The following is a 22,733-nucleotide window of genomic DNA, read 5'->3' on the forward strand; positions in this document are numbered from 1 at the left end:
TTACCGGCTGTCTTTGCCCGCCGCACCGGAGGGCTGCTTTAACTCAAGTCTTGTGGTGGCCCCTCCGCTCCGACTTGCGCGATGCGTTACCGAAACAATCCGGTAAATTCCGTCTATGCCGGGGCGCGCGCCGGTCAATTGGAAAAGCCCCTCGGCCTGGGCTTCGGGAGCCAGGTCCAGTTCGACAGTTCCGCCTCCCCCCTCCCGGCTCACTTCTTCCCGCCTTGCTGTGGCAACATCTTCTGCCTGGCTCTTGTCAGCAGCGACTGAACGAACCACGTTCACCGCTTCCGGCTGGCTGTCTTCGCTTTCGACTTCAGCATCAACCTCTTTGAACTCAGAGGCCTGACGATCAAAATAACGGACTTTGATCTTGGTGAACCTGCTGCGCGTCGAGGTCGGCGCAATGTCCCATGAGATGACATTCGCCCCATCAGGACCAACATTGCCGACGACCATCGGCAAGCCAAGATCCATTCCCCGTTTTGCAAGGACCGCATCCAGCCCGCGAAGCTTGAAGGTCCCGCCCAACTCGCGCGCCAGGCGTTCTCCAGAATGCAAGAAACTCTCGCCATCGGCGACCAGATAATCGCGCGCAATATTGGCCAGCTCAGGGGCAACCTTCATGTTGAAGCCAGCACGCTTTGCAAGCTTCTCCAGGAAAGACCCGACCGTCCCATCGTCCTGGTGAAAATGTTGCGGTTCCTTGACCTTGCCCCGCGCATCAAAGCCCTTTGCCGCGACCTTCAGGAGCCTTCCGCCGCCACGAGAGCCGGAGGATTTAGGGACATCGGAAACGCCTTTGAAAACCTGAACCCCGTCAAGGCGAACCACGACGCTGGTACCTGCAGTTGGCAAACGTATCTGTCCGGCCTCATCATCGAAGGTCAGTGAGCATGTGTCGGAAGCCTGTCCATCCTTGTCTGTGACCGATAGATCGGTCAGGAACGGCCGCATTTTCGCGGACATATCCTGGTCACCAATGATCACTTTCCAGTCTGTTTTCCAGGCCATGCACTATCCAAACAAGCTGACGACCGCGCGGTCTGCGGATCCCGCAGGCGGCAAGGTCGGAAAACGCACAATTGATCCGGGCGCAAGGAACGCTTCTTGCCAGCTCAGCTTCGGATTGAGCTCAAGAGCCTCCTCCAGAAGACCTTGCCCACGGATCCCGAAACGACGCCACAACAACAGATCAAGGGTGATATTGTCGCCAATTACCGTGACTTCTTCGGCCATACCTACTCCTACAGATTGTTGAACAGGGACAAGAGACCTTGCACTGTTTGACGCCGCCCGCCCTGGTCTTGCTGGACGCGTTGCATTTGGATCGAGTAGCTGACCACAAATCCGACACCATCACGCAAGAGGGTCTTATGGCTTTCACTTATGGCGGCAATCGCAAAGGTTCCAAGGCGTGCGCCATCGCCGCGCATGACGGGAAACCGCGCGCCTTGTCGCCGCATTTCCTGAAGGGCTTCCAGCTCTGTCAGGCCACCGATCTTGCTCGGCAGAAGTTGACCCGAAATAGTCAGCGTCTCCCCACCATCACCGGTGAATTCTGAAGGAGCCATCCCGCCAATGACCGGCTTTTTCACCAGATCCGCCGTTCCATTGCGCTGGACGTCATCGGCGCTGAATGGCCGAGTGTCGATCTCGACCGTTCCAAGCATGTAAAGCATAGCTCTCCCCTTATGCGACCGACCACTCGCTGTCGGCCTGTAGACCTGACAGCCGCGCCTCAAGTTCCGCCCCGATCAGATCGGCAATGGCAGAAGGATCCTGAATTCCCTGAATTACAATGTCTCCGAAGGAAACAGACAACGGAGCGGCGGCTGGAGACCCGGATGCTCCGGCAAGAATCCGCTTGGTCGAGGCCGCGCTATGAATGAAACCGTTGCGGTCGGGCGTATACAGCTCGTCGCCCTTTTCGTTGACCCGATAGGTACGCCCCGCGACAACAGGTCCACCGGCAGCGCGCGCACCATCTATCGCGGGCCTTACGGCTGCCGCAGGCGCTCCACCAAGCCATTCGGGCATGGATGGCCATGAAAACAATCCCGTCAGATCAATGCTTCCTATTGCCTCTCGTACCCGTGCAGGAATCGAGCTGAGAAATTCCCAAAGCGCCTGGAAAGCTGATTTGATCCCATTAATCAGGGCCTCGCCAACTCGTCGGCCAGAATCGCGAAATTCGGCCTCGGCCTCATCTGAATAATCCTTGACCGAAAAGAGGTTGGAGAACCAATTGCCGACCGCAGCCGGTAATCCGGCAAATGCCTCGACAATCCAGCCAATAGCATTCCCGATCACAGACTTTGCGCGATCAAGAGCTGCTCGCACGGTCTGCTCATCAATGCCGAGCCAGCTCCCTATGTCGACCAGGCGGTCACCCGCCCAACTTGCAACCATTGACGCAATCTCACCTGCAAAAGCGCCCAGAGCATCGACAACAGGACCGAGTGCGTCCCCGATTGAGGAAGCGAACCCAGCCACAAAATTCTTGATTGGTTCCCAATACCGATAAATCGCCAAGCCGACAGCGGCAGCAGCGGCAATCAGACCCCAGATCGGCAACGTGACCCCGGCAATCGCCGACCCGATAGCAGTAGCTGTTGCGACGATCACACCAGAGGCAGCCGAGGCCCCTGCGGCCAAGCCTGTAAATAACCCGCCGCCGCCAACAGACGAAAGCATGCTGGCTGCAATCACAGCCAGGCGCATTCTTTTGGTCCCCGCCTCGATCAAACCTGCCCCCCTGGAAACGCCCATACCCGCATCGAGCGCGCCGCCTTTCAGAAACAGGAAAGCGAATCTGGCCGATAGGGTCGCCACCCTCAAGGCGACCAAACCAGCCGTCAGACCAAATACGGCGACGGTAACTTGCGGATAAGCAACCGCCAGACCGGTAATCGCCCCGATCAAGGGGGAAAGGATATCCATCAAGCTGCTCAGAGCCGGAAGCAAAGCGTTTCCGATTGCAATCGCAGCTTCAGTCAACCGGTTTTTGAAAGACTGAAGGCGCGCATCAAAGGTTGTTGAGCGAACCTCGAATTCCTTTTGTGCTGAGCCTAGATATTTGGTTTCACTGGCAACCTCGGAAAGCGCATTTGCCAGCAAGCCCGAATTGGAGATGAGAGGCATAAGCGCCCTTGCCTCATCGCCAAAAAGATCAGAAACGGTCGAGGACTGGATTTCTTTCGGCAAAGCGCGAATCCGGGCAATCACATCCTGCATGGTGCCCACGGCATCCTTTTGCAGGCTTGAGGCAACCGTCTTGGCATCAAGCCCCAGAGCCTTCAAGGCTCGTCGATTTGCCGTTGTGGCAGAGGCTCCGCGCGCCAGGGCCTTGCCCATGTTCCGGAAGCTGGTCGCGGCCACATCCGCAGGCGCTCCTGCTGCGATCATCGCCGATCCAAAAGCTGCCGTTTCGCGCGCAGCAAAACCATATTGCAGACCAACCGAGCCGACCCGTTTCATGAAGTTGAGCAAATCCGGCGCAGAGCTGGCCGAGGTGTTGGACAGGTGATTGAGAACATCGGCCAACTCCGAAGTCTGATCGACGGTTAACCCCAGGGCGGTCTTGATCTTTGCCAGAGCCTCGCCAGTTTCGTCCGCTGAAATATCAAAGGCCACACCAACTTTTGCGGCGATCTCGGCAAAGGCCAGAAGCTCCCCACCCTTCATGCCTGCCTGGCCAGCGGCAGCAACAATGTCAGCGATCCCGTTGGCAGCAACCGGCAATCTGCGCGACATTGCCAAGATATTTGCAGACATTTTCTTCAAGCCATCAGGCTCAGCGAAGTCAACAACCTTATTCACATCGGCCATTGAGCTTTCAAACTCTCGCGCCGCCCTGACAGGCGCAGCAATGGCCTGAGCCAGGATGTACCCCACACCAGCCGCATCGAGCATTCGGCCACGCATTTGGTTCATGGCCCGGTTATTGGCAGAAGCCCGATCATGAAGCTTGCCGAGTGATCCGCCTATCGCGCGTGCAGGAGCCGTCACGCGATCCAGCAAGGAAACCACCAATTTGGAAGCAAGCGTTGCCATTATGCATAGCCTTTATTTTGGGTCCGGAAAATTGAACGATTTTGGAAGCACCACCCCAACGCAAGGCAGCCACAGGCAAGCATGCACCTGCCTGCGGGAGATCCTGAGTGAGGGAATTTATCGACTTGGCGGAGGTGCCGCCTCTTGCATGGCAATGCGCTCCACCGTGTCCGCATAAGCCAGAAATCGGTCGATATCCCATTCCTCGCAATCGATGACCGAGGTGTTAAGCGCGCGCGCCACGCGGGCAATGAGATCGCGCCAGGGGACTAGCTTGCCGCCTTCGCCTTCGCTTTTGCCTCCTCGAGCGCCTTTGCCCCCGACTTTCCCATCATTGGGATGGCCGCCTCCGTCAGCTTTTCGAAGTCCTCAAGATCCAGCTCTTGGATCACTTCGACCGAAACACCGGCCAGAGCGGCAAACATCAGAAAACCGGTCTTGGCTTCGCTCTCTACCCCCTCGCCGACCAGCGCGTCCCCCGCCTTCATTCTGCGAAGCGTCAAACTGCTATAGGTCACCCCTTCGACCTCAACCGCCTCATCAAGCGGAACTGTTATAGTCTTGGCTTTTGTAGTCATTACGTTGTCTCTCAATTGTCAGAAATTCGAACGGCCTATGGACAACCATCCGGCAAGAAGAATTCAGGCCATCGGATTAACCGAGGGCTTCACGCACACCAGCAAAGAGATCCTCGCCATTTGTCCGCAGCACCCGCTCGAAAAAGTCGATGTAGTAAAGTTCCGTGCTATCGAGGCTCAGCTCGAAGTGGGTCACTTCCTTGAAGACGTGATTGCATCCCTGGAAATCGGAGGGATCGCTTTCGTCGGGCTCCCATTGGGATATGACACCTTCGATCACCGCACGTCCGGGGATGTCGACCCCCGTTTGTTTGTCGCGCCAGGCCCCGGCGAAGATCCAACGATCCTTTGCTCCCATCCCCCGGAAAACATCGGTATCCATACCCTTGACCGCAAAAGCAGGCTCCAACGCTTCGATGCGCGGCAAGGTAAAGTCGACCGCCATCACGCCGCCGCCCGGATTGTGGCTCGCATTCATAAAGTTGATCGGTGGGATCGTCAGCTTGGCAATCGTTGTGGCACGGGAGGAATTCTCCTCTTCGGCACGCCGAACATCGACGGCGGTCAGCATATAAAGCGCAGGCATTTCTAGTCCCTTCTAAGACTGGATTGTTCAACTTCATTGCGCGCGATTAAATCGACGCATTCAGGCTGGAAACGATTTCATTCACCAAGCCCTCGACAGCCGGGCGATAGCGCGCGATCTCATGATCTGCGACCTTGAAGACTGGACACCCTTCGATGCCGATATTCAGCTTCAGACGGCCAAGGCGGATGCTCTCAGGCGAATTCTGGCTTTTTTGAAACATCTCGTTTTTGGGTGTGTACCCGAGGATACGGTCCGCCGCCTTGTGGTCACGTAAAGCGAAGGCAATGGAGTTGATCCAGCTCTCGACGGAGCTGGCCGTTATTTTGCGGCCAAGGAATTGTCGCGTGATTGCCATGAGCTGAGTGACAATATAATCAGCGCCGCGCACCTGGTGGATTTGCTCCCAAAGCTCGCCAGTTTGAGCGTTGTCCGTTCCGATAAAAACGTACCCACCATCAGCGACCGCACCATCGACACCGGTTTCCCCCTCCGACACGATTGATACATTGGCAGCCAGGAGCTGCTGGCCTTCCGTCGACCCGTCAACGAAAGAAAACGGGATTTTGCGGGAGACACCAGCCAGGCCGTAGATCGCGCGATTTGCGAAGGGATCAAACGGGAAACCTGATTTCTCATTATCCACCCGCATCATCAGCCCGGCGATCCGGGGTGACATTGGCCTTGTGACCAGCGCACCTGCTTCATACACCCTTGCTGCAATGCCAATTGGAAAAACGCGCTCGGACGCCATGGTCTCGCGTGCGTCAATGGCGTTGGCCGCTGAAGTGTCATCAACATCGACTGGAGCAACCGCCAGGATCTTGCCCAGATTGGCCTCCAGAGCGGCCACAACTGGACTTGTGGTGTCGAGATCCTCACGCCAGGCCGTCCGCCCCGCCAGAACGATACGGGGCGTTGCGTTCACCTTGGAGGGGATTTCACTCATCGTATTGACGATGGCAGCTATATTGGCAGCGGTCGCCGCGACATCCGCTCCCTCGGCAACACGGACGATGGTTGCATCTGCACCGGCATTGATGGTGTTGAGCTGGTCATTGATGCCCTGGACATAGGACGCCAGCATCCCGGTTCCCAGATCGGCAACCTTGGCCGCATCACTTGTTGAGATCCGGATAGGCGTATCGAGTGGATAAGTTGCAGCATTTGCATCTTCCGAAGTCTCGATAATAAGAACCTTGGAGAAATCAGCTCCAAGGGCAGGAACCGGACCGCTATCAGGCCGGGTGAAGGTCATACCAAAAACAGGGACAGTCATCTTTGTGAACTCCATTTCACAGGGATTTCAGGCACAAAAAAACCCGCTTAAAAGCGGGACATAAACGGAGCAGTCAGGTTGTTCGGCGGCTACTCGGCAGCGACCATGGGCATTTCAATCTCGGGCAATTCCGGCCGGATGAGATCCCCCCCGATATGCTCCAGGACACCGCCTGTCAGGTGATAGAGCGCCCCAGCCAGAACACCTGTACGAAAATGAAATTCCGTATTGCAAGATGCCGCCCAATTGCCTGAATTCTTTTCAAGATACATGCAGCCACCGGCACACTGCTGAAGGACAGGACAAGACCCGCATTCATCCCGGCCAGCCCAGTGCCAGGACGTATCAAGCTTGACCTTGTCCAGAGACATCATATGGCCAAGCCGATGCTTCCCACGGCTCGCCGTGTTTTGACACGTGGTCACATTGCCGAGCAGGTCGACGGCAATGTTTTCCTCCCGATCCATCCCGCACCGCTGGCCAAGCGCACTCGACGGTCTCCGGTTGGAAAGGGTTTCAAGGATCGAGTTCACCGACCCAACAAAAAACGGACTGCTCAGCAACGAGCCGTCCATGATGCCGATTGCGATATGATTTTGCATGTCAGCAAGCTTGTCCTGCGTCCAGCGCGTGCTTGCGTCTCCATGATAATCGTAACCAATGCCCTCGAAGTTTGACGGCACGCTCGGAAACCGTTGCGCAAACCATTCTATGATCGCGTTGCAATCGTAATTCCCAGAGGTGATCACTGAATTAAAGCTCACACGACCGAGCGGGGAAAGCGCTGCAACCGCCCTGCGCAACCACTCACCCGCCTCCGGGTCATCGAGCGGATCCGGCCCCCTTTGATGTTGGCCAGGTCCGTCATGTGAGACCGCAACCGTAAACTCATAGTCGAGAATATCCTGAAGGATCTCAGCATTGAACATCGAGCCGTTGGTTACGATGCTCATTTGTGCTTTGGGCCAACGTTCTCTCAGCGGCTCCAGAAGGAGCCGGACCTTGTGCCAATAAAGCATCGGCTCACCGCCCCAAAACTCGATGTTCTGAACATCCTCGCCGAACCAGCCATGCCGCTTGATGTTTTCGAGGAATATTTCAGCATCCCGCGTGCTGGTCTTGATCTGATCACCGAGCTGGGTCGCTTGCAGGCAATAGGAGCATGAATAATTGCAGCCCAATCCAAGCTGAATTTTCAAAGTTCTCGTTCGCCGGCTCTTGCCAAGGGGGGCATCAGGAGACACTTGAGGTGCCGTTTCCCAAATATACCGGGCACTGGCCTCTGAAGGCTCAACAACCGATTGCCCTGTCCCTTCGAAAACCAGTTCCGAAGTATGATTGTCATAGAGAAGATAAAAGACCTCACCTGACTCTGGGCGCTTCATTGTAAATCGAAACGGGAAAGCACGCGCTTGATGCTCGTTCATACTTCATCCTCGGGATCTGGCAGATTATCAAATTTGAAATTTGCGACGATTTGCATGTGCGGCATCCGATCCGGTCCAGCGCGGAACGGATGCTGATTATGCGGAACACGGCTCGGAAAGATTATGCAGCGACCGGGCTTTGGGCAGACAGAAAAACCGTGCCGCCCCTCCCAGGGCATCCTCTGCTCATCAAGCCGCAATCGCTCATCCTCAATGACAAAACGCGGATTGCCCACCGTGTTGATGTCCTGGTTCTGACCGGTCAGAAAATAGACCGCCGTAACATCCCCTTCACGGCTATCGCTATGAGTGCTGATATGCCCATAATCCTGAATAATCAGCGCACGGTTCTCAATGGATACAGGCAGGCTTTGTGCCCACCAGTCCCCCATGTAGCCAGCGACCGCCGCCAAAATATCCGTCTTGATTTTTATGGCCTCCGGAAGATCCAGCACATCACTCACCCGGCGCTCCAATGAGTTCATCGGGCCACTTTCTCCATCGCTGAGCGGGTGGAGGTCCAATAGCTTTTGAAAGAGTGACTGGCAGTCCTGTGCCGTCTCATCAAAATCCGCATAACCAATGTGCGTTGCATGCAAGAGCAGCCGCTCAGCCATGTCAATTTCCTAACTACTGAATGTACAGTTGCCGCTTCGATAGACGGAGCTGTCACTGTCGCCCGTTCTGTTCTCCACATCGCAATTGTAACGGGTCTGCGCAAAGGTCATGGCAAGCTTGCCATTGCCATCGACCCGAAGGTTTACGCTTGAACTCCATTGAAAGAATTTTCCGGATCCGGACTGAGTATTGGTGCTCGATCCAGCGGAAGAACTTGCAAGATTTTGGAGATTCCTGTTTCCATCGACCACGGTTGTGCCGTTGATTTTAAGGCTGGCCACATCTGCCTCCTAGCATCTGCAATCACAGTTACAATTGCAGTTCACATACATGTCGTCGCAGTTGTATCCAGTGCGAACAACTTTTAGCCGAAGCTTTCCGCCGACAACTTCCAGCGCACTGTTTTTGTAATGAAAGTATGCACCAGAGCCATTGCTGCTGGTGACGGCACCAATGCTGCTGGCACTCAGATTGGATAACTCACGAGCATTGCTTATGACCGTGGTGCCATTGATTTTGAACGCCATGGGTTCCGCCCTTCGCCGTTAGCATCGGCAATCGCAATTACAATTAGGGTTGGTAACTACGTCACAATTGAAAATCGACTGGTTCAAAAGCAGACGGGGCCGACCTTGGGAAAAGTCAATTTTTGTGCCGGAATAGTTGAAGTATTTTCCGCTGCCGCTAGAACTTTTTCCCGTTGATGCGACCGAACCAGACCCCAAGCCCTGCAACACCCGGGCGCTGCTGATTACGACCGTTCCACTAATGCGAAGCGTCATCTGCCTACCCCTGGTTCCGTAGGAGTTCCGATACGGGTTTCTTGATATGGGACCGGCTCGTCTTCACATCGCACATGACAGGGATACACAGTCTTTGCTCCCCACCGAAATAGGTGCTGTCGTGCGGGATATGCCCCTCGAAGACCACCATCATTCCAGGTTCGGGGACAATGTTGTACCAACCGTTTTGCACTAGCCCTGGATTGCGGTTCGGCCAGGGACGAACACCAAGGTTTTGCGGATCATAAAAGCGGAGGGCACCCTGTCTGAGTGGGTTATCTTCACCGGGTTCGCACCCCGTGTTCAGATAGTAGGTTGCAACCAGATCCGACTTGAAATGAGTATGGCAATTGATGCCGACATTCTGCCCCTCCTCCCGGTTTTGCCAAAAGGTATCAGACATCATGTCTATCTCGCCCTCGTGATCATAATGATAGACGGCTGATAGGTATTCCCGAACGGTATGGTCGACCATTTTTATGAACTGCGCGACCACCGGGTCCCTGGCATCATCAAGGAAATTGTGACGCAGATGTGCAAGATGCGTTACATCTTCGCCGATGGACCGATCATGCCCCCCAGCAGGCACTCTGTTGGCCATTGCGTCTGCAATCGCCAGTTCCATAAGCTGCTCATTGAAGCCTGGTGCCAGCTCAGGGAACCGCTTACGCATGACAAATCGCGGGTAAATCGTATCAATCTGGATATCCTGCTCCATCACTGGACCTCAATCTGAAAAGACCCAACACCCGAAAAATGCTCGGTGTTTATCTTCACCTTCATTATATCGCCCGCGATTAAATCCAGCGCGCGAACTCGGATTGTCGCCTTTCCGGCCTCAAACCTGATCCGTCTCTTGGGCAAATAACCGCAATCACTGGAAACCCGCAGAGTAAGATCCTCTTCGCAAAGTCCTCCCCCCTCATTTTGCCGAATGACCACCGGAACATCGACAAGATCACCGGCAGACACTTTCAGACTTCCATCAGCATGGACGTGCCAGAAATGGCTCTGCCAGAGAGCTGCGCCATAGCCAGGCAAATCCGCCTCATCGACAATGTTGTCGATAGGGTGGTTTATGATCGGGTCGTATCCAGAAGACACGACATGAATATGCTGATCGAAAAGACTTTCCGAAACGAACGGAAAGTAGATGCTCACCGCCATCCGGGCATTCTGACTGGCACGCCAACGAGCTGCATGCAGCACCTTACCGCGCCTGGTTTCCTGCAATCGGTTCACCCAGGGGCTTGGCTGATACCCCGCAGAGGTCAGAAGATCGATGATCGAATACGGCACAACCTCATCAGCGCCGACCAAACCATCCAGGAAGAAACTTATTTTCCCGGTCGACGTAAAAACCGGCTTGGCATATGGATCCGGAATTTGGTCCTCCGGGGCAAGCAGATTGCGGAGTTCCAGGACTTCGACCAGCTCATCTGGGCTCCAATCGATATCATCGAAAGTCACCCGAATACCGGAAACGCTCAGATCAGGCGCACCTGTGCGGCCATTTGAGGTGCTGGTCGTGGTGAAATCTGCCTTGCGGCTTTCATATTGCACTGGTTGATCTGCCAGCAGGTTATGGGTCCTGTTGGGAGGTTCCTGAATAAAAGTCGCAACCGTGAGGCTTTTCTCTTCGAGTGTAATGACAAGACGGGTCGGAAGAGCGGCCTTGGACGCTCCTCGCACAACTTCAATGCTCATGACATCACCTTAGTTTGCCGCTTGAAGGGCCTTAATTTCAGCCCCCTGGGCTTCAATGACTTCGTTCAGCTCCCGAATTGCCTCGACCACCGGCCCCATGAGATTGGCTATTGCCAACAGCTTGTTACCATCCTGATCTTCACTCACAGCCTCAGGGAATTGAGCCTCAACCTCTTGGGCTATCAAGCCTATGCTCCGCTTGTCGTGCCCTTTGCGCATAAACGTCAGGCCATTGAGCTGCAGAAGCTTATCGAGAGCGTTCTCAATTGGCTGGAAGTCCTCTTTAAGACGCTTGTCGGATGTCGAGTTCATGTCTCCGTAGACGGTTACACCCGCCGTTGTTGTGCGTAGCCGCTCGACACCCGAACAATAGGCGCGCAGGTAATAGCCATCTTGAAGTGTGACGATCGTCCGAAGCGTGCCCCCCGAATCCTCGCCCTGGAAATGAAACTCCGCAGCATGGACGCGATTCCGGAGATAAATATTCCCAGTGTAGTTATCGAGATAAGCATGAGAACCATTGTGAAATACTCGAAAGTCATCGCTGTTTCCAAAATTTGCCTTCACATTGTCGTTGAACCGGACGTTCCCGGTCAGCGTTCCACCGGTTCGCGCAAGCTTGGCTGATGCCGATGCACTCACTGCAGCAATCTGGCTGGCCACCGTGGTGGCAAAATTCGGGTCATCTCCAAGCGCCGCCGCCAGTTCGTTCAAAGTATCAAGAGTGGTTGGAGCGGCACCGATCACACCGGCCAGAGTATTATCGATGTCTGCCTGGGTAGCTTTGGATGAATGCAGGTGGACCAGAGCATCCTGAACGTTGTTGGCCGTGATACCGCCGCCTTGAGACACCGCAAGATTTGCAGCATTCATGACAGCGGCTGTCCACACCCCCCCAATAAATGCCAGGACCATGTTGGTCTGGGCAGATGTCACGTCAACATCCGACAAGTCCCCCAAAGCGTGCGTGTGGTTCCCGGATGAATTTGCCAGATTGGCCAGCACATCCGACAGTCCCTCAATCTCGGAAATCAGATGTTGGTGATCGCTCAGTGCACGTTGTGAAACGCTCGACAACAAATTTGCAATGTCGTTATCCACCAGACCTAAAGCCGAAGCGATCCGGGGAAAATCTACGCTGATATCGTTTGCGGGATCCGGAATCGGATACCCGCGAGGTGTCTTTGTATCCTGCATGGTATTTCCTTAAAAACCGAAGGCCCTAAGCCGGGCAATCGAAGGCCTCGCCGCCGGACTACCTGAGAGGCGAACACGCACACGGCCACCAAGCGGGGCAGTGAAAGCATCAAGCTCATGGACAGGCTCATTCCACCCGCCCCCGAGTTGTCTCGTGCTCACAGGAGCAAGGCCTTGCCAATTGTCGTCAGCCTGATCGACACGGACATCAATCTCAGACCCGGCTGGCTGAGAACTGGCAAAGACCGCGACGCATTTTGTGCCCCCGGCAATCGGAAACACTCTGGAGACATAAGTCCCTTCGCTCCGGACCCGTCCAAAAACCAAACTTGTGCCGGGATACAGAATTGGCGACACGTCCGCAGAGCCGGAAAGAACGGCCCTCAATGTCACCGTTTCGGTAAGAAAATCATCGAATTCAATTGACTGGCCAGGCGCGAGTGCATGGACATCACCATTCTCTCTCACCAACTCATATCGGAAGCGAGCAGCGCCGGTCGGAATGTCGACGGTCCCACGGACAATGATGTCCGAAACCCGGTCAAGTTCTCCCGTCCAAAGAACCACAGTCTTTTCCAGAGGGCTGAATTGCGCCCCCACAATGTTGAACCAGAGATCCGCATCATTGTGCGCTTCCCAGGCAAGGCGGTTTGATGATGAAAACAGGACGCCAACCGTATAAGGCTGGCTGGAAACCCGCGTTTGATTTTCCGGATCAACCTCGCCAACCCGAGCGATAGCGAGAGAATGATCGGCATCATCTGTCAGGACGACAAAACAAAACTGCCGATTTGAAGGCAGATAGACGGGCACATCGAAACGCGCCTGCAAAATATCACCCGGACTGACCCCCTGCATGGGCAGGAAGGTTTCGGCCAGAAGCTCATTTGTTGGATAACCATTCAACGTGGTTGCCAATTGAACACGAACACCATTGTCCGGGTTTCCGATGGTTCCGGCCCTGATATCGACCCCTGCAACATGCCCACCAGCCACGAGACTGAACGTTTGGGCAAGAGGGTCATTTTGACCTCCATTGTTATTGGTGACCGTATTGGTGACGTTCACAATATTATTAATGATCGTAACCGGAGGAGGAGCTGCGCGCGAAACAAGCGTTACGCGCCGCATGACTTCTGTCTCAATCGTTCCCTCACCGACAAAAAAGGCTTCGGCAAAGGACCCCGCCGCTCCCTGAGCACGCACCACCCGCGATCCTGTAGGCACCAACGCAGGAATCTTGAAAGTTCCAGAGATCTGTCCAACGCCATCAGCAACAAGGACAGGTGCAGGTGTGACATCGATCCCATCAAAAGTCAGACTTTCAAGGTTCTCACCTGCTCCGAAGCCTGCCAGATCATAATTGATATCGATTTGCCGCAGGACCTTGGCACTGGACACGCTCTCGGAAACCTCTTCATTCAAGCTTGTCGTGCCTGGAGGCGTATCCGGTGCCGCGGTAAATTCCTGCGTGACCGGAGAGGCCCATTGAGTGACGTGGTCGGTCCAGAAATCAACCGGTGGGCTTAACCGCAGATCACCCGGCATGGTGTTGAAGTTTGCATATGGGTTGATTTTCATTTCGCTGGACGCCAGACCCTGGGCAACCAGAACGGTCTCGGTCCAATCGAGAGCTGCAAGGTCTTCACTTGCCTGGACGCCGACAACGTCGACAGCCAACTGCAAAACCCCCTGATTGATCGCCGCTGTTTGAGGCTCGCCCTGATCCCGATAAAAATCATCTGTAAAGGATTCGGTGAATATTCCGTCCGCAGAAACGGCAGCCCGCGATTGCACATCACGTTCCGATTCCGAGCGGTCAAATTGTCGGGCCATCTTGATCAGGAAATCGAAGAACCGCCTTTGCTGGTCAAAGGTATAGTTTCTCGTCCCGTTAGCTATGATCTCAGGTGTCCCTTGCCAGTCATTATGGACCTCCGCAAGCTTCAGAAGATCCGCAGGTGCAGCTGGGGGCAAAGCTCCCTTTCGTGCCGAGATCCCTTCCACATATTCCGGCAATCCCTCCAGGTTGAGACAAACCAGATCTATCCGTGGAAGTTTCGACGTGTAGGAAATCAAAACGGAACGACCCTGGACACCCCCCGACAGGGTAACGCTGGTCTCACTCACGGCATCAGGCGTGACCACATCGTTGTAAAGATAGGTAACCGAATAAGTTGAAGCCTGGAGAGGCTCATCACCCACCGGTGCCCATGAAATCATGTCACCGGTCAAGGAGTATTCCGAAGGATCGAAGGTTACCTGCCCCTGCTTCACACTTTGAATTTCAACGATGGATGATTGACTAAGGCCATCAGATCCTCCCGGAACAGCTCCCCGAATTACAGATTCAGTGATTTGCTTCGTGACAATCGCAGAAGTCACCACCGCAATGGGAGGTCGGGAAACTTCAATAATCGAGGTCCCAGCAGTGGCGAAGACATGCGGCTCGGCAACAATTGTTTCCAACTGCGGTTTTTCCGTCACCGGGAAACGTATCGCCGCCTCGCGTTTACGCTTCCAACCTTGAATATTCGCCGTGCCTGCCGTGATTGAAAATACTTGATCGGCTCCATCCTTACCAAGAGGCACCACATTGCAACCATCCACAATGTAGTGCCCATTTGCCTGGGCATCATAAACCGATAGCGTCTCCAGAACGCCTGTCAGTGACGGTGGCGGAGCCTGATCAATCACCGTACCTGCGTGCAAGAGGTAGACCGGAAAGAAGTCACCAACCCCGCCGTCCCCCTCAATCGACCAAATCAAGCCCTGGACTTCCCGCGCGGCCCCAGGCTCATTTTCAGAAAGCGTACCAGGCTCCAGGCCGAGAAGTGTTGGGTCATCTTCATGGGTGATATAAGATGTTTGAAGACGAACACCGGCGCGCACATCACCGACAATCGAGACATTTGCGATTTCACGCGCCTCTATCAGCAAAACGCGCCCGCCGACATAAACACGACCGGCTTCAAATTGCAGCGTTGCCGTCAAAGCTGGCGCGTTCGGGTCCAAGGGGTTCACGTCAGGAACCACAACAATTCCCGCTCCACTGCGCCGATCACCGTCTTTGGCAATCAGATCACCAACGCTTGCGACCTGCGTTCGCAAGATTGTTTGCAGCTCGTTAAGCTCAGAACCTTGAAGAAAATTGCCCTCAGAAAAGACCAGTCCCGTGCGATCTGGATTCTCAGGACCACGATCATGCGTTGCCGGTAAACCGGATTTATGTTCGAACATCAGAACCCCAAAAGAAATTGAATGTGTTCACGGGAGGTTTCCCCGAGTTCAAGGGTCAAGGCCCCCGATACCGTTTCAATGCCAGCGAGAACTTCGCTCGGCTCAAGCCAGAGTTTCCCGTCAGGCACACCAGGTGCTAGCTCAGCATCAAAGACGACAAACGCATCAGAAACCGTTTGGCCGGCACCATCTCCAAAGCCCGTCCTTGCTTGAACAAGCAGCTTTTCAGGCCGATCCTCATCCGGCGCATAACCGACGCCATCAACGACATAAGGACCTGCGGGAATTGATGACACAGTACGAGCAATGGCACGGCGATAGCCGATAATCCCCCCATCCCCATTGTCTAACCGGATCAAAGTCGGTCGATGATCGAGCGCTGCCCCGATAGTCTGACGCCGAGCCTGCTCTGCAGGTAACGACCAGGCGAAATTCGCCTCAGACCAAAGGAACTGCATATCCGCCCAAAGCGAGCCTATGACCTCTGGTATCCAAGTCTCCAGCTCAGTTAGGTCAGGCTCTTTCAGGCTCCCTTGGAGCACGAAGGTTCTGCCAAAAGACCATTTTGCACGACCACCATCGATCCGTGCGCCACTGTCATCCCCGAAAATTGAAAAACCAATTCTCGTAAAACCACCCTCCGCAGCCGGTACGTCATAACCATGAACGCCGCGCCGAAAGTGCGATCTGGCCGGGCCTGAAAGGGAAACAATCCCCTCGATCCGGGGCAAGTCATCCTCATCTTCCCGTATACGGTCGAGATTGAGCTGGAAGTCGGCCCAGGCATTGCGGCGAGTTGGTGGATTTTCGATTGTCCCGAAATATCCGAGCCAGCCAAGGCCCTGGGTAATAGATCCATGCGTTCCGCGTATTCTGGCCCATTGCCGACCTTCGGAAACCAGCTCGTATAAATTCGGAATAAAGGGTCGTAGATCCTCTAGCCCATATTCATAAACAAGGAACGGCAACAACGCCGCTGGCTTCGTGACCACTTTCCAACCAGGGATAGAGGCAATTCCAGAACTGATCCGAGGCCCCAGATCCACAGCATCTGCCAGGCCAAGCTCGAACGGTGTCGAATTTAGTGGCATCAAAGAACTCATCGGCCACGTCCCGCAAATTCAATGCTGACGGTTCCAAGCCCGATAGCTTCATAAGGTTGTGCAACCGTGTCTTGCTTCGGCTCCAAAACTTCAACGGCAGTAACACCTGGCTGCATCGCATGCGCCACGATCCAAGAGCGTGCCAGATCGAAACCCAATAAATCCTCAGTCAGCCAATCGAGTGCAATCTTGGCTTTAAGCCTTGAAAGAATTTCCTCGCTTGCATCCGGGGCAAGGCGAACTGACAGGACCACATCAACAGTCTTTTGAACCGCTGAAGAAACCACAAATGTATCGGATACAACGCGCACATCCGGCGCATTGAGAGCCTGCAAGACATTTGACAACAACGTCGGTGTCGGAGCGCCGCCACCAACGGACGAAAGCACGGCAACGCGAACTGCAGGGTCTCGCCCGTCACGCCAAATGGCGACATCTCGAACGTCAAGACTAGCTCCCAGCGCAATCGCTCGATAACGGCTCTCAGGCCCACCTGCTGAGCGGCCACTGGTTGCCAGCTGATACCGGAGGCGCAAGCGCGCATCATCCTCCCCCTCCAAGCGGGTCACGCCCAACCAGGCCACCAATTGATCGAGGTCACTGCCACTTGCAAAAGCAAGAAGATTAGACCGCGCCGCTTCATTGATGCGTGCCCGCAGAAGGGTCTCTCGATAGGCCGCGATCTCTAAAACGACCTTCACCGGGTCGGTTTCCAGCTCACCCACATCCCAATCGACACCTAACGAAGCCAGTTTTTCCCGAGCATCCGCAACCAGGTCCGAAAGAACAGTTTCAAAACCCAGGCTCTCAATCACCTGGGGCAGAGGAAGCTGATCAAGATCCGTCATCGTCAAGAAATCCTAGAGAGCTGTGGCCTTGCCGCCTGCAAATGAGAGCGAAAAATTGACTGCTCTCTCCACTGTCGGGTCGCCCAAATGCGCACGAGGCCGAAAATCAGCCTCAATCCGTAAACTCGCCCGACCGACGCGAAGGTTATCGACCGTTCCGTCAATTCCAATTTTTCGGATCGTTAGCCGTGGCTCATGTTCATCAATCGAAAGACCGACAAGTTGCCGAAACGCATTGAAGAGCTTCGGGGTAAGCGCACGGCCAAGCAAATGGACAACGCCCCCTCCAAACTCCCGCCGCATCACCCGCTCGCCAATTCCCGTGGTTAAAATCACCTCAACGCTTTGCAGCGTAGAGGACAGGTTGTTGATCGGCTGGAATGTGTTCCGATCAATCCCCACCATCCCCGCCTCCATGCATATCTTTGCCGGGAATGGGCTTCATATGCTCCTTGTCGGACGGGACCGATGACTGTCGTTTTTTCCGCTTGGACACGTAAATCCGGCCTAATCCAAGATCGAACCGAGCCTCTGCAGGCGTGAGCGAAACCACCCCGCCTTCAGGCACCCGCGCACCATTGACAAAGGCCACGCCAGGCGCGACCGCATAAGTCGTTTTTGTCATTTGAATTCCCCTTAGAGAGGCCCTTTTGTCGTCGAACCGCCAGGCACTACGCCCTTGTGAACATGGTCATCACCAATGTTCTTGCCGTTGTGCTCAACATGACCGCTTTCGAAATCAACGTTGCCCACCAGACGAACATTGCCTTCGACTTCCAAGTCTCCCTGCAGTCTCAGCTTTCCATCTTTGATGGTGATGGTTATGCCTAGGGTTTTTAAAACATTAGCCAGAAGATCCTGACTTGGTGCAGAAGCATCTCCGGAAAATCCGCCGCGCAAGAGAACACCTTGGCGACCATCTCCCGATGGATTGACGACCCCGACGATCTGCCCCTTTGAAAGGGGCATCCAGGAAAGCGATTGTCCGCCAGATTCGGGATGAGGATAGAACGGCGAAAGCACCGGCCCATCCGGACCATCAGCCAACTTGACCCGATATCCTCTGGCAGGATCAACCACCTCAATCGGTCCAACTTTCAACGAATTGCCAAAAGCCGTCTTCAACATTTCCAAATCAGCACGTTGGCGAAGAAGAATGTCATACATTCTTACGCCCCCCCTGAAACAAACTCACCCTGTCGGCCAGGAATATCCAGAACGACGCTCGCTATGGGCTGCTCTGACTGGGCTGTGTCTCCAGCCAGACCAAGCAATGCGGCATTTGTCAGTCCAAGCCGTTCCTGAGCCTGCTCCCAGGCTTCCCCAGAGGCTTTCAATTCAGAACGCATCAAGCCAGCGACCCGCTGGTCATCGCCCGATCCTGCCTCCAGGAGAGCCAGCAACCGGGAAAATGGACCGCCATCCGGTGCATCGTCCTCAGTAATCGGGTCTGGCAACAAAACGCCTGTCAAGGCGATCTGTTGCGCGGCAACCGCCTGCCCCTCGCCATCACTTTCGCGACGCCGATCAATCTGGATGCTACCCTGAAACAGCCCTCGAAAAATGTCAGCCGGGGCGCTTTTAGGATCGGAAAGCGCCCTGACAATTTGAGCGCCTAAGAGATCGAGATAGGTTTCTGCTGCCGAACTGGTGAACGGGATGCCAGGCACAACGGATCGGATCGTTTGCCCCGGATTGTCTGGATCGTCCTCATCTATCAACATCTGTTCCGTGATGCCGAATTCAATCCGCAGAAGCAGCTTGCCGTTGTCGTAAAGCGAGCCTTGCCCGTCATTGCTACCGGTTGCCTGGTCAGTGTAAACGGCGATAAACCGCCCCTTCCCGCTGACAGCAAGATTGCCTAAATGGTCAATTTCAACAGCCCCGATCTCACTGTCTAGCACATTGTCACCCGCCAACGTTCGACCCTTGAGGGCCAAAACACAGGCGCGGCGGACGGCTATTCTGCAAAGGCTCATGTGTCACCGAGCTCCACAATGAGGCGCACGTGATTGCGTGCGTCTACGGTCTGGATGCTAAAAACAGGACACCCGGCGCGATCCAGAGCCTTGACCCGGTCGCCCTTGCGTAGATCCAGATCCGGATACTTCGTTCGGTCAATTTTCAACACCGCACCGCCTGTCGCAATATCGCTTGACCAGCCTTTGGAAGTGCCACCGCTCAGGGATCCGACGCTCTGGTCGCGGGTTCTCAAGACCGCTTCAATCGTGACAACCGGGCGCGCTGGATCAGAACGACCGTCCTTCACAAAGTTGAGCTGGACCTGCTCGGCGAGCACGCCATCGACTGCTGTCGTCAAACTATTGCGCAGGCCGTCAAAGAGAGCGGACATAGACCCTCCTAGCTACCGGACACGGCGTCAGTCAGAGCCTGCGTGGCTTCATCAAGAAGAACCTGAGCCGCAGCTTTTTCTTCATCCGTATCAGCCGCATCAAGCCCTTTTTCAGCTTCAATCACTGCGGCTTTCAGCTCAGTGAACGGATCGGCTTCGTCTTTCTTCTCCGGCACCGCTTTTCGCCCGGAACGTGAGGCTTCTTCGGCAGCAACAGCAATGCGCCGCTCGATAAGGTGGGTGGCGTAAGTCTTTGGAACCTTTACCGGCTCGCCAGGCTCGCAGACGCGATCCTTTTTGGCTCCCAGAACCTTTGCGGGAATTGTTCCCCCACGTGGAAATTGTATCAGCATGCTGGATTTTGCGGCCATGATAAGCTCCGTTCAACATCGAAACACCGCGCACGATGCTTGGATCTGCAAAAGAAAACCCGGAGTGTTTCACTCCGGGTTCTATTGTCTGAGTGAGGTCCGTTGGACTGGTTAAATCGAGATTTTCAAAGTCCGGAGCGCACCTGGCCGCGTGCACAGTGAAATCGGATTTGATTGAACCTCGATGTCAGCAGCCTTACCATTTGGGCGCACGACAATGTTTGAGTAACGCGGCAAACCCGGCGTGTTGACAGTGTCCATGTAATCAGCTGGCGCAAAGCGTGTGATAAAGAGACCCGGAACGCCAACTGGCGTAACGCACCCCTCATCATCGGCGATGTAGGACGTGCCCAGGTCAGCTTTTGCTTTTTTACCGGTCTTGTAACGCTCGAATATAAATTTGCCGATTTCGAACTTGTCTGGCACAGGCCCACGAAGGGCAGACGCCCCATTGGTCGCAAGATAGGTTTCGCGAATGCGCGGATGGTTCCACATACTCAAATGGAATTCACGCCCGCACCACACATGGAACCCGTCGTAAAACGTGTCCAGAGAGTCCTCGATCGACCAGGCAACATCCTTTTCCAAAAGCTCATCGACTTTGGTTCCATCGCTGTCCAATGCCATATTGATAGGCGCAGGAACCCCTATGCCAAAACGCTGGTAACAGTCTTCAAGCACCCGTCCGGACTTGGTGACAACAATGCCCTTGGTTGCTCCGACACGTTGATGTTCAAGGGTCATATCAAGGTCATTCAGATGCCGCTGGGTCTTGCTGCGAAAGCGATCCAGAACCTGTTCGGTTTCGCTTTCGGTCCCAAATGCCCTGATGCCCTGAATTTCATCAGCCTTGATTGCATCATCCCGCTCATAGTGCGGAACATTAAAGGGGATCAACTTGCGCTTATCGTCGCCCGTTGTCTCTCCGGGCCCACCGCGTTCGCTGGGCTCGACGAGCCCCAGATTTCCATCTTGCTCTTCAATGGAAATAACCGTGGTGGTCACGCTGCCTTCTTCAAAGATACCCGATGCAGAGATCTGCCCAGGACGATAAGGCTGATTGTTCACCGTTGCCGTTAATGACTGCAGCCGAAACGCATCATCATTGAAAATATCCATACCCGCCATGTGAGCGTCTCCCTATCGCGCTTTGATGCCGACAGCACGCAGCTGCTTGAGCTTTGTCTGTTGCTTGTCTGTGTCATTGACAGATGCCGCAAACACGAGCATCGGCGATTTGACCTCCGCATCGGCAGTGACCAGCACCGCCTCAACATCAGCATTGGTTGCGTCAACCCGGTAGCAAAGGATCGCGGACGCCGTTTCAGCGCCCTCCTTGCCCGCAACCTCGGCGTTTGGTGACGCAACATATTTCTCGGAACCCGTGACCTTCCCCAAGACAGTGCCGGGTTCAAGGACACCCTCCCCTGACGCAATCGTGGTTGTGTCGAGTGATCGCTTGCCGGACGCCTCTGAAAGAAGAAAAGCAAGAGCGCGCGGCCCCATTTCCTTGTTGCCCATGGCTTATGCCCCCTTCATGGTTGCTGCACGGGACGCAAAGATATTGCCCCGATCAATGGAAGCCACCGCACCTGGCTGTTTTTGGCCAGGCATTGACTGCGATGATGACCGCAGGCGCTCCGCCTCGTAGGCCGCAGGATTTGCGCCATCCTGCTCCTGACTTTGTTCGGATGCCTCAGGAACTTTCGGGGCAGCCGCGAGCATTGCCTTAGCCGCAACAACATCCATGTCCGTCTCAAAGGCAATATGATTTGCCATTTCGCCACGCCCTTTTGCTTCATCAAGGCTTGTGATTTCCTTGATCCGGGCCTTTGTATCGGCGGCAGCTGCCGCTTTCACCGTTTCAGTATCGGAGGGCTTTTCTTTCGCCCCGGTTTGATCAGCCATTGGGGTCTCCTGTTGGCCGGTGGGTGCGACAGACGCCGCATTGAGACTGACCGCTGAGCTCAACGACCAGCCCTTGTCTGATGAGAGGGCGACCAGATGGCCTGGTGCGTTGGAGTAAATCCGGTAATCGAAGGCAGACACCGGCTTTGCTTTTGCGACATCGGCCTTGTCTGCGTATCCGGACGCAACCGCTTCTTCAGCAGTGAACCAGGTCTCATCTTTCATGACCTGCCGGACATCGTCGGTCTTTTTTTCACTGCGCGCCGCATAGACAGACGCCATCTGAGAGCCGAGCTTATCCAGAGCGGTTTTTGCTTTCTCGTGCTCGTCAGCTGTCCCAAATGTGAGGCCTGAAGGATCATGGATCATCATTTCAGATCCGGCGCGCATTACGATCTCATCACCAGCCATCGCAATGATTGAGGCAGCCGATGCTGCGATAGCGTCCACATAGACCGTGACTTTGCCCTTGTGGGCATACAATGCGTTGTAGATCGCCTGACCTTCGAAGGCATATCCACCACCGGAGTTGATCCGAACCGACAGATCTTCATCTGACCCGTGTTCCGCCAAGGCCTGCAAAACCTCGTTTGAGGTAAAGCCTTCACGCCATAAGCTATCGCCAACGAACCCGTACAAGACGAGTTCACCGTTTACATAAACCGGCATGTCTGAAGTTC

Annotated in this window: 25 protein-coding genes; all 25 read right to left on the minus strand. The window is 54.8% G+C overall.

What is annotated here, in order from left to right; genetic code table 11:
• On the minus strand, window positions 1–1,014 hold the full coding sequence (locus V6575_RS10095; RefSeq protein ID WP_340274185.1) for a phage late control D family protein: 1,014 nt from the start codon (window positions 1,012–1,014) through the stop codon (window positions 1–3).
• Window positions 1,015–1,017: 3 nt separating this feature from the next.
• Window positions 1,018–1,239: a tail protein X gene (locus V6575_RS10100; RefSeq protein ID WP_340274186.1), complete on the minus strand. Its 222-nt coding sequence runs from the start codon at window positions 1,237–1,239 to the stop codon at window positions 1,018–1,020.
• A gap of 8 nt (window positions 1,240–1,247) precedes the next feature.
• Window positions 1,248–1,682, minus strand: coding sequence for a phage tail protein (locus tag V6575_RS10105; protein WP_340274187.1), 435 nt, complete (start codon window positions 1,680–1,682; stop codon window positions 1,248–1,250).
• A 10-nt stretch (window positions 1,683–1,692) separates the two neighbouring features.
• Window positions 1,693–4,056, minus strand: a complete 2,364-nt coding sequence (locus V6575_RS10110; RefSeq protein WP_340274188.1) for a phage tail tape measure protein — start codon at window positions 4,054–4,056, stop codon at window positions 1,693–1,695.
• A gap of 269 nt (window positions 4,057–4,325) precedes the next feature.
• Window positions 4,326–4,634, minus strand: a complete 309-nt coding sequence (locus V6575_RS10115) for a phage tail assembly protein (RefSeq protein ID WP_340274189.1) — start codon at window positions 4,632–4,634, stop codon at window positions 4,326–4,328.
• Between the two features lie 76 nt (window positions 4,635–4,710).
• Window positions 4,711–5,220: a phage major tail tube protein gene (locus V6575_RS10120; protein WP_340274190.1), complete on the minus strand. Its 510-nt coding sequence runs from the start codon at window positions 5,218–5,220 to the stop codon at window positions 4,711–4,713.
• Window positions 5,221–5,266: 46 nt separating this feature from the next.
• A complete protein-coding gene (locus V6575_RS10125) occupies window positions 5,267–6,499 on the minus strand; it encodes a phage tail protein (protein WP_340274191.1) in 1,233 nt (410 codons plus the stop codon).
• Between the two features lie 89 nt (window positions 6,500–6,588).
• Entirely contained in the window at window positions 6,589–7,926 is a 1,338-nt protein-coding gene (locus V6575_RS10130) for a radical SAM/SPASM domain-containing protein (RefSeq protein WP_340274192.1), read from the minus strand.
• Window positions 7,923–8,543, minus strand: a complete 621-nt coding sequence (locus V6575_RS10135) for a 2OG-Fe(II) oxygenase family protein (RefSeq protein ID WP_340274193.1) — start codon at window positions 8,541–8,543, stop codon at window positions 7,923–7,925. The genes V6575_RS10130 and V6575_RS10135 overlap by 4 nt, the downstream gene beginning before the upstream one ends.
• A gap of 9 nt (window positions 8,544–8,552) precedes the next feature.
• Window positions 8,553–8,825: a hypothetical protein gene (locus V6575_RS10140; protein ID WP_340274194.1), complete on the minus strand. Its 273-nt coding sequence runs from the start codon at window positions 8,823–8,825 to the stop codon at window positions 8,553–8,555.
• Between the two features lie 505 nt (window positions 8,826–9,330).
• Entirely contained in the window at window positions 9,331–10,044 is a 714-nt protein-coding gene (locus V6575_RS10145; protein WP_340274195.1) for a putative 2OG-Fe(II) oxygenase, read from the minus strand.
• A complete protein-coding gene (locus V6575_RS10150; RefSeq protein WP_340274196.1) occupies window positions 10,044–11,033 on the minus strand; it encodes a hypothetical protein in 990 nt (329 codons plus the stop codon). Before V6575_RS10150 ends, V6575_RS10145 begins: the two co-directional genes overlap by 1 nt.
• A gap of 9 nt (window positions 11,034–11,042) precedes the next feature.
• Complete coding sequence (locus tag V6575_RS10155) at window positions 11,043–12,230, minus strand: tail fiber domain-containing protein (protein ID WP_340274197.1); 1,188 nt, start codon at window positions 12,228–12,230, stop codon at window positions 11,043–11,045.
• Between the two features lie 9 nt (window positions 12,231–12,239).
• Window positions 12,240–15,470 carry a DUF4815 domain-containing protein gene (locus tag V6575_RS10160; protein WP_340274198.1) on the minus strand — a complete coding sequence of 1,077 codons (3,231 nt, stop codon included), beginning with the start codon at window positions 15,468–15,470 and terminating at the stop codon, window positions 12,240–12,242.
• Window positions 15,470–16,573 carry a phage tail protein gene (locus V6575_RS10165; protein WP_340274199.1) on the minus strand — a complete coding sequence of 368 codons (1,104 nt, stop codon included), beginning with the start codon at window positions 16,571–16,573 and terminating at the stop codon, window positions 15,470–15,472. The genes V6575_RS10160 and V6575_RS10165 overlap by 1 nt, the downstream gene beginning before the upstream one ends.
• Window positions 16,570–17,421 carry a baseplate assembly protein gene (locus tag V6575_RS10170; RefSeq protein WP_340274200.1) on the minus strand — a complete coding sequence of 284 codons (852 nt, stop codon included), beginning with the start codon at window positions 17,419–17,421 and terminating at the stop codon, window positions 16,570–16,572. The genes V6575_RS10165 and V6575_RS10170 overlap by 4 nt, the downstream gene beginning before the upstream one ends.
• Before the next feature lie 12 nt (window positions 17,422–17,433).
• Entirely contained in the window at window positions 17,434–17,826 is a 393-nt protein-coding gene (locus tag V6575_RS10175; RefSeq protein WP_340274201.1) for a GPW/gp25 family protein, read from the minus strand.
• A complete protein-coding gene (locus V6575_RS10180) occupies window positions 17,813–18,046 on the minus strand; it encodes a hypothetical protein (RefSeq protein WP_340274202.1) in 234 nt (77 codons plus the stop codon). The genes V6575_RS10175 and V6575_RS10180 overlap by 14 nt, the downstream gene beginning before the upstream one ends.
• Window positions 18,047–18,057: 11 nt before the next feature.
• Window positions 18,058–18,588 (minus strand): baseplate assembly protein, encoded by a 531-nt coding sequence (locus V6575_RS10185; RefSeq protein ID WP_340274203.1) that lies wholly within the window; start codon window positions 18,586–18,588, stop codon window positions 18,058–18,060.
• Between the two features lie 2 nt (window positions 18,589–18,590).
• A complete protein-coding gene (locus V6575_RS10190; protein ID WP_340274204.1) occupies window positions 18,591–19,400 on the minus strand; it encodes a hypothetical protein in 810 nt (269 codons plus the stop codon).
• Window positions 19,397–19,774: a hypothetical protein gene (locus V6575_RS10195; protein WP_340274205.1), complete on the minus strand. Its 378-nt coding sequence runs from the start codon at window positions 19,772–19,774 to the stop codon at window positions 19,397–19,399. The genes V6575_RS10190 and V6575_RS10195 overlap by 4 nt, the downstream gene beginning before the upstream one ends.
• An 8-nt stretch (window positions 19,775–19,782) precedes the next feature.
• On the minus strand, window positions 19,783–20,145 hold the full coding sequence (locus tag V6575_RS10200; RefSeq protein ID WP_340274206.1) for a hypothetical protein: 363 nt from the start codon (window positions 20,143–20,145) through the stop codon (window positions 19,783–19,785).
• A gap of 111 nt (window positions 20,146–20,256) precedes the next feature.
• Entirely contained in the window at window positions 20,257–21,273 is a 1,017-nt protein-coding gene (locus V6575_RS10205; protein ID WP_340274207.1) for a major capsid protein, read from the minus strand.
• 12 nt (window positions 21,274–21,285) lie between these two features.
• Window positions 21,286–21,666, minus strand: coding sequence for a head decoration protein (locus V6575_RS10210; protein WP_340274208.1), 381 nt, complete (start codon window positions 21,664–21,666; stop codon window positions 21,286–21,288).
• Between the two features lie 3 nt (window positions 21,667–21,669).
• Window positions 21,670–22,722, minus strand: a complete 1,053-nt coding sequence (locus V6575_RS10215; RefSeq protein ID WP_340274209.1) for a head maturation protease, ClpP-related — start codon at window positions 22,720–22,722, stop codon at window positions 21,670–21,672.
• Window positions 22,723–22,733: the final 11 nt, after the last annotated feature.

The sequence above is a fragment of the Roseibium algae genome (assembly GCF_037783265.1).
In the GTDB taxonomy this organism is placed as follows: Bacteria; Pseudomonadota; Alphaproteobacteria; order Rhizobiales; family Stappiaceae; genus Roseibium; species Roseibium algae.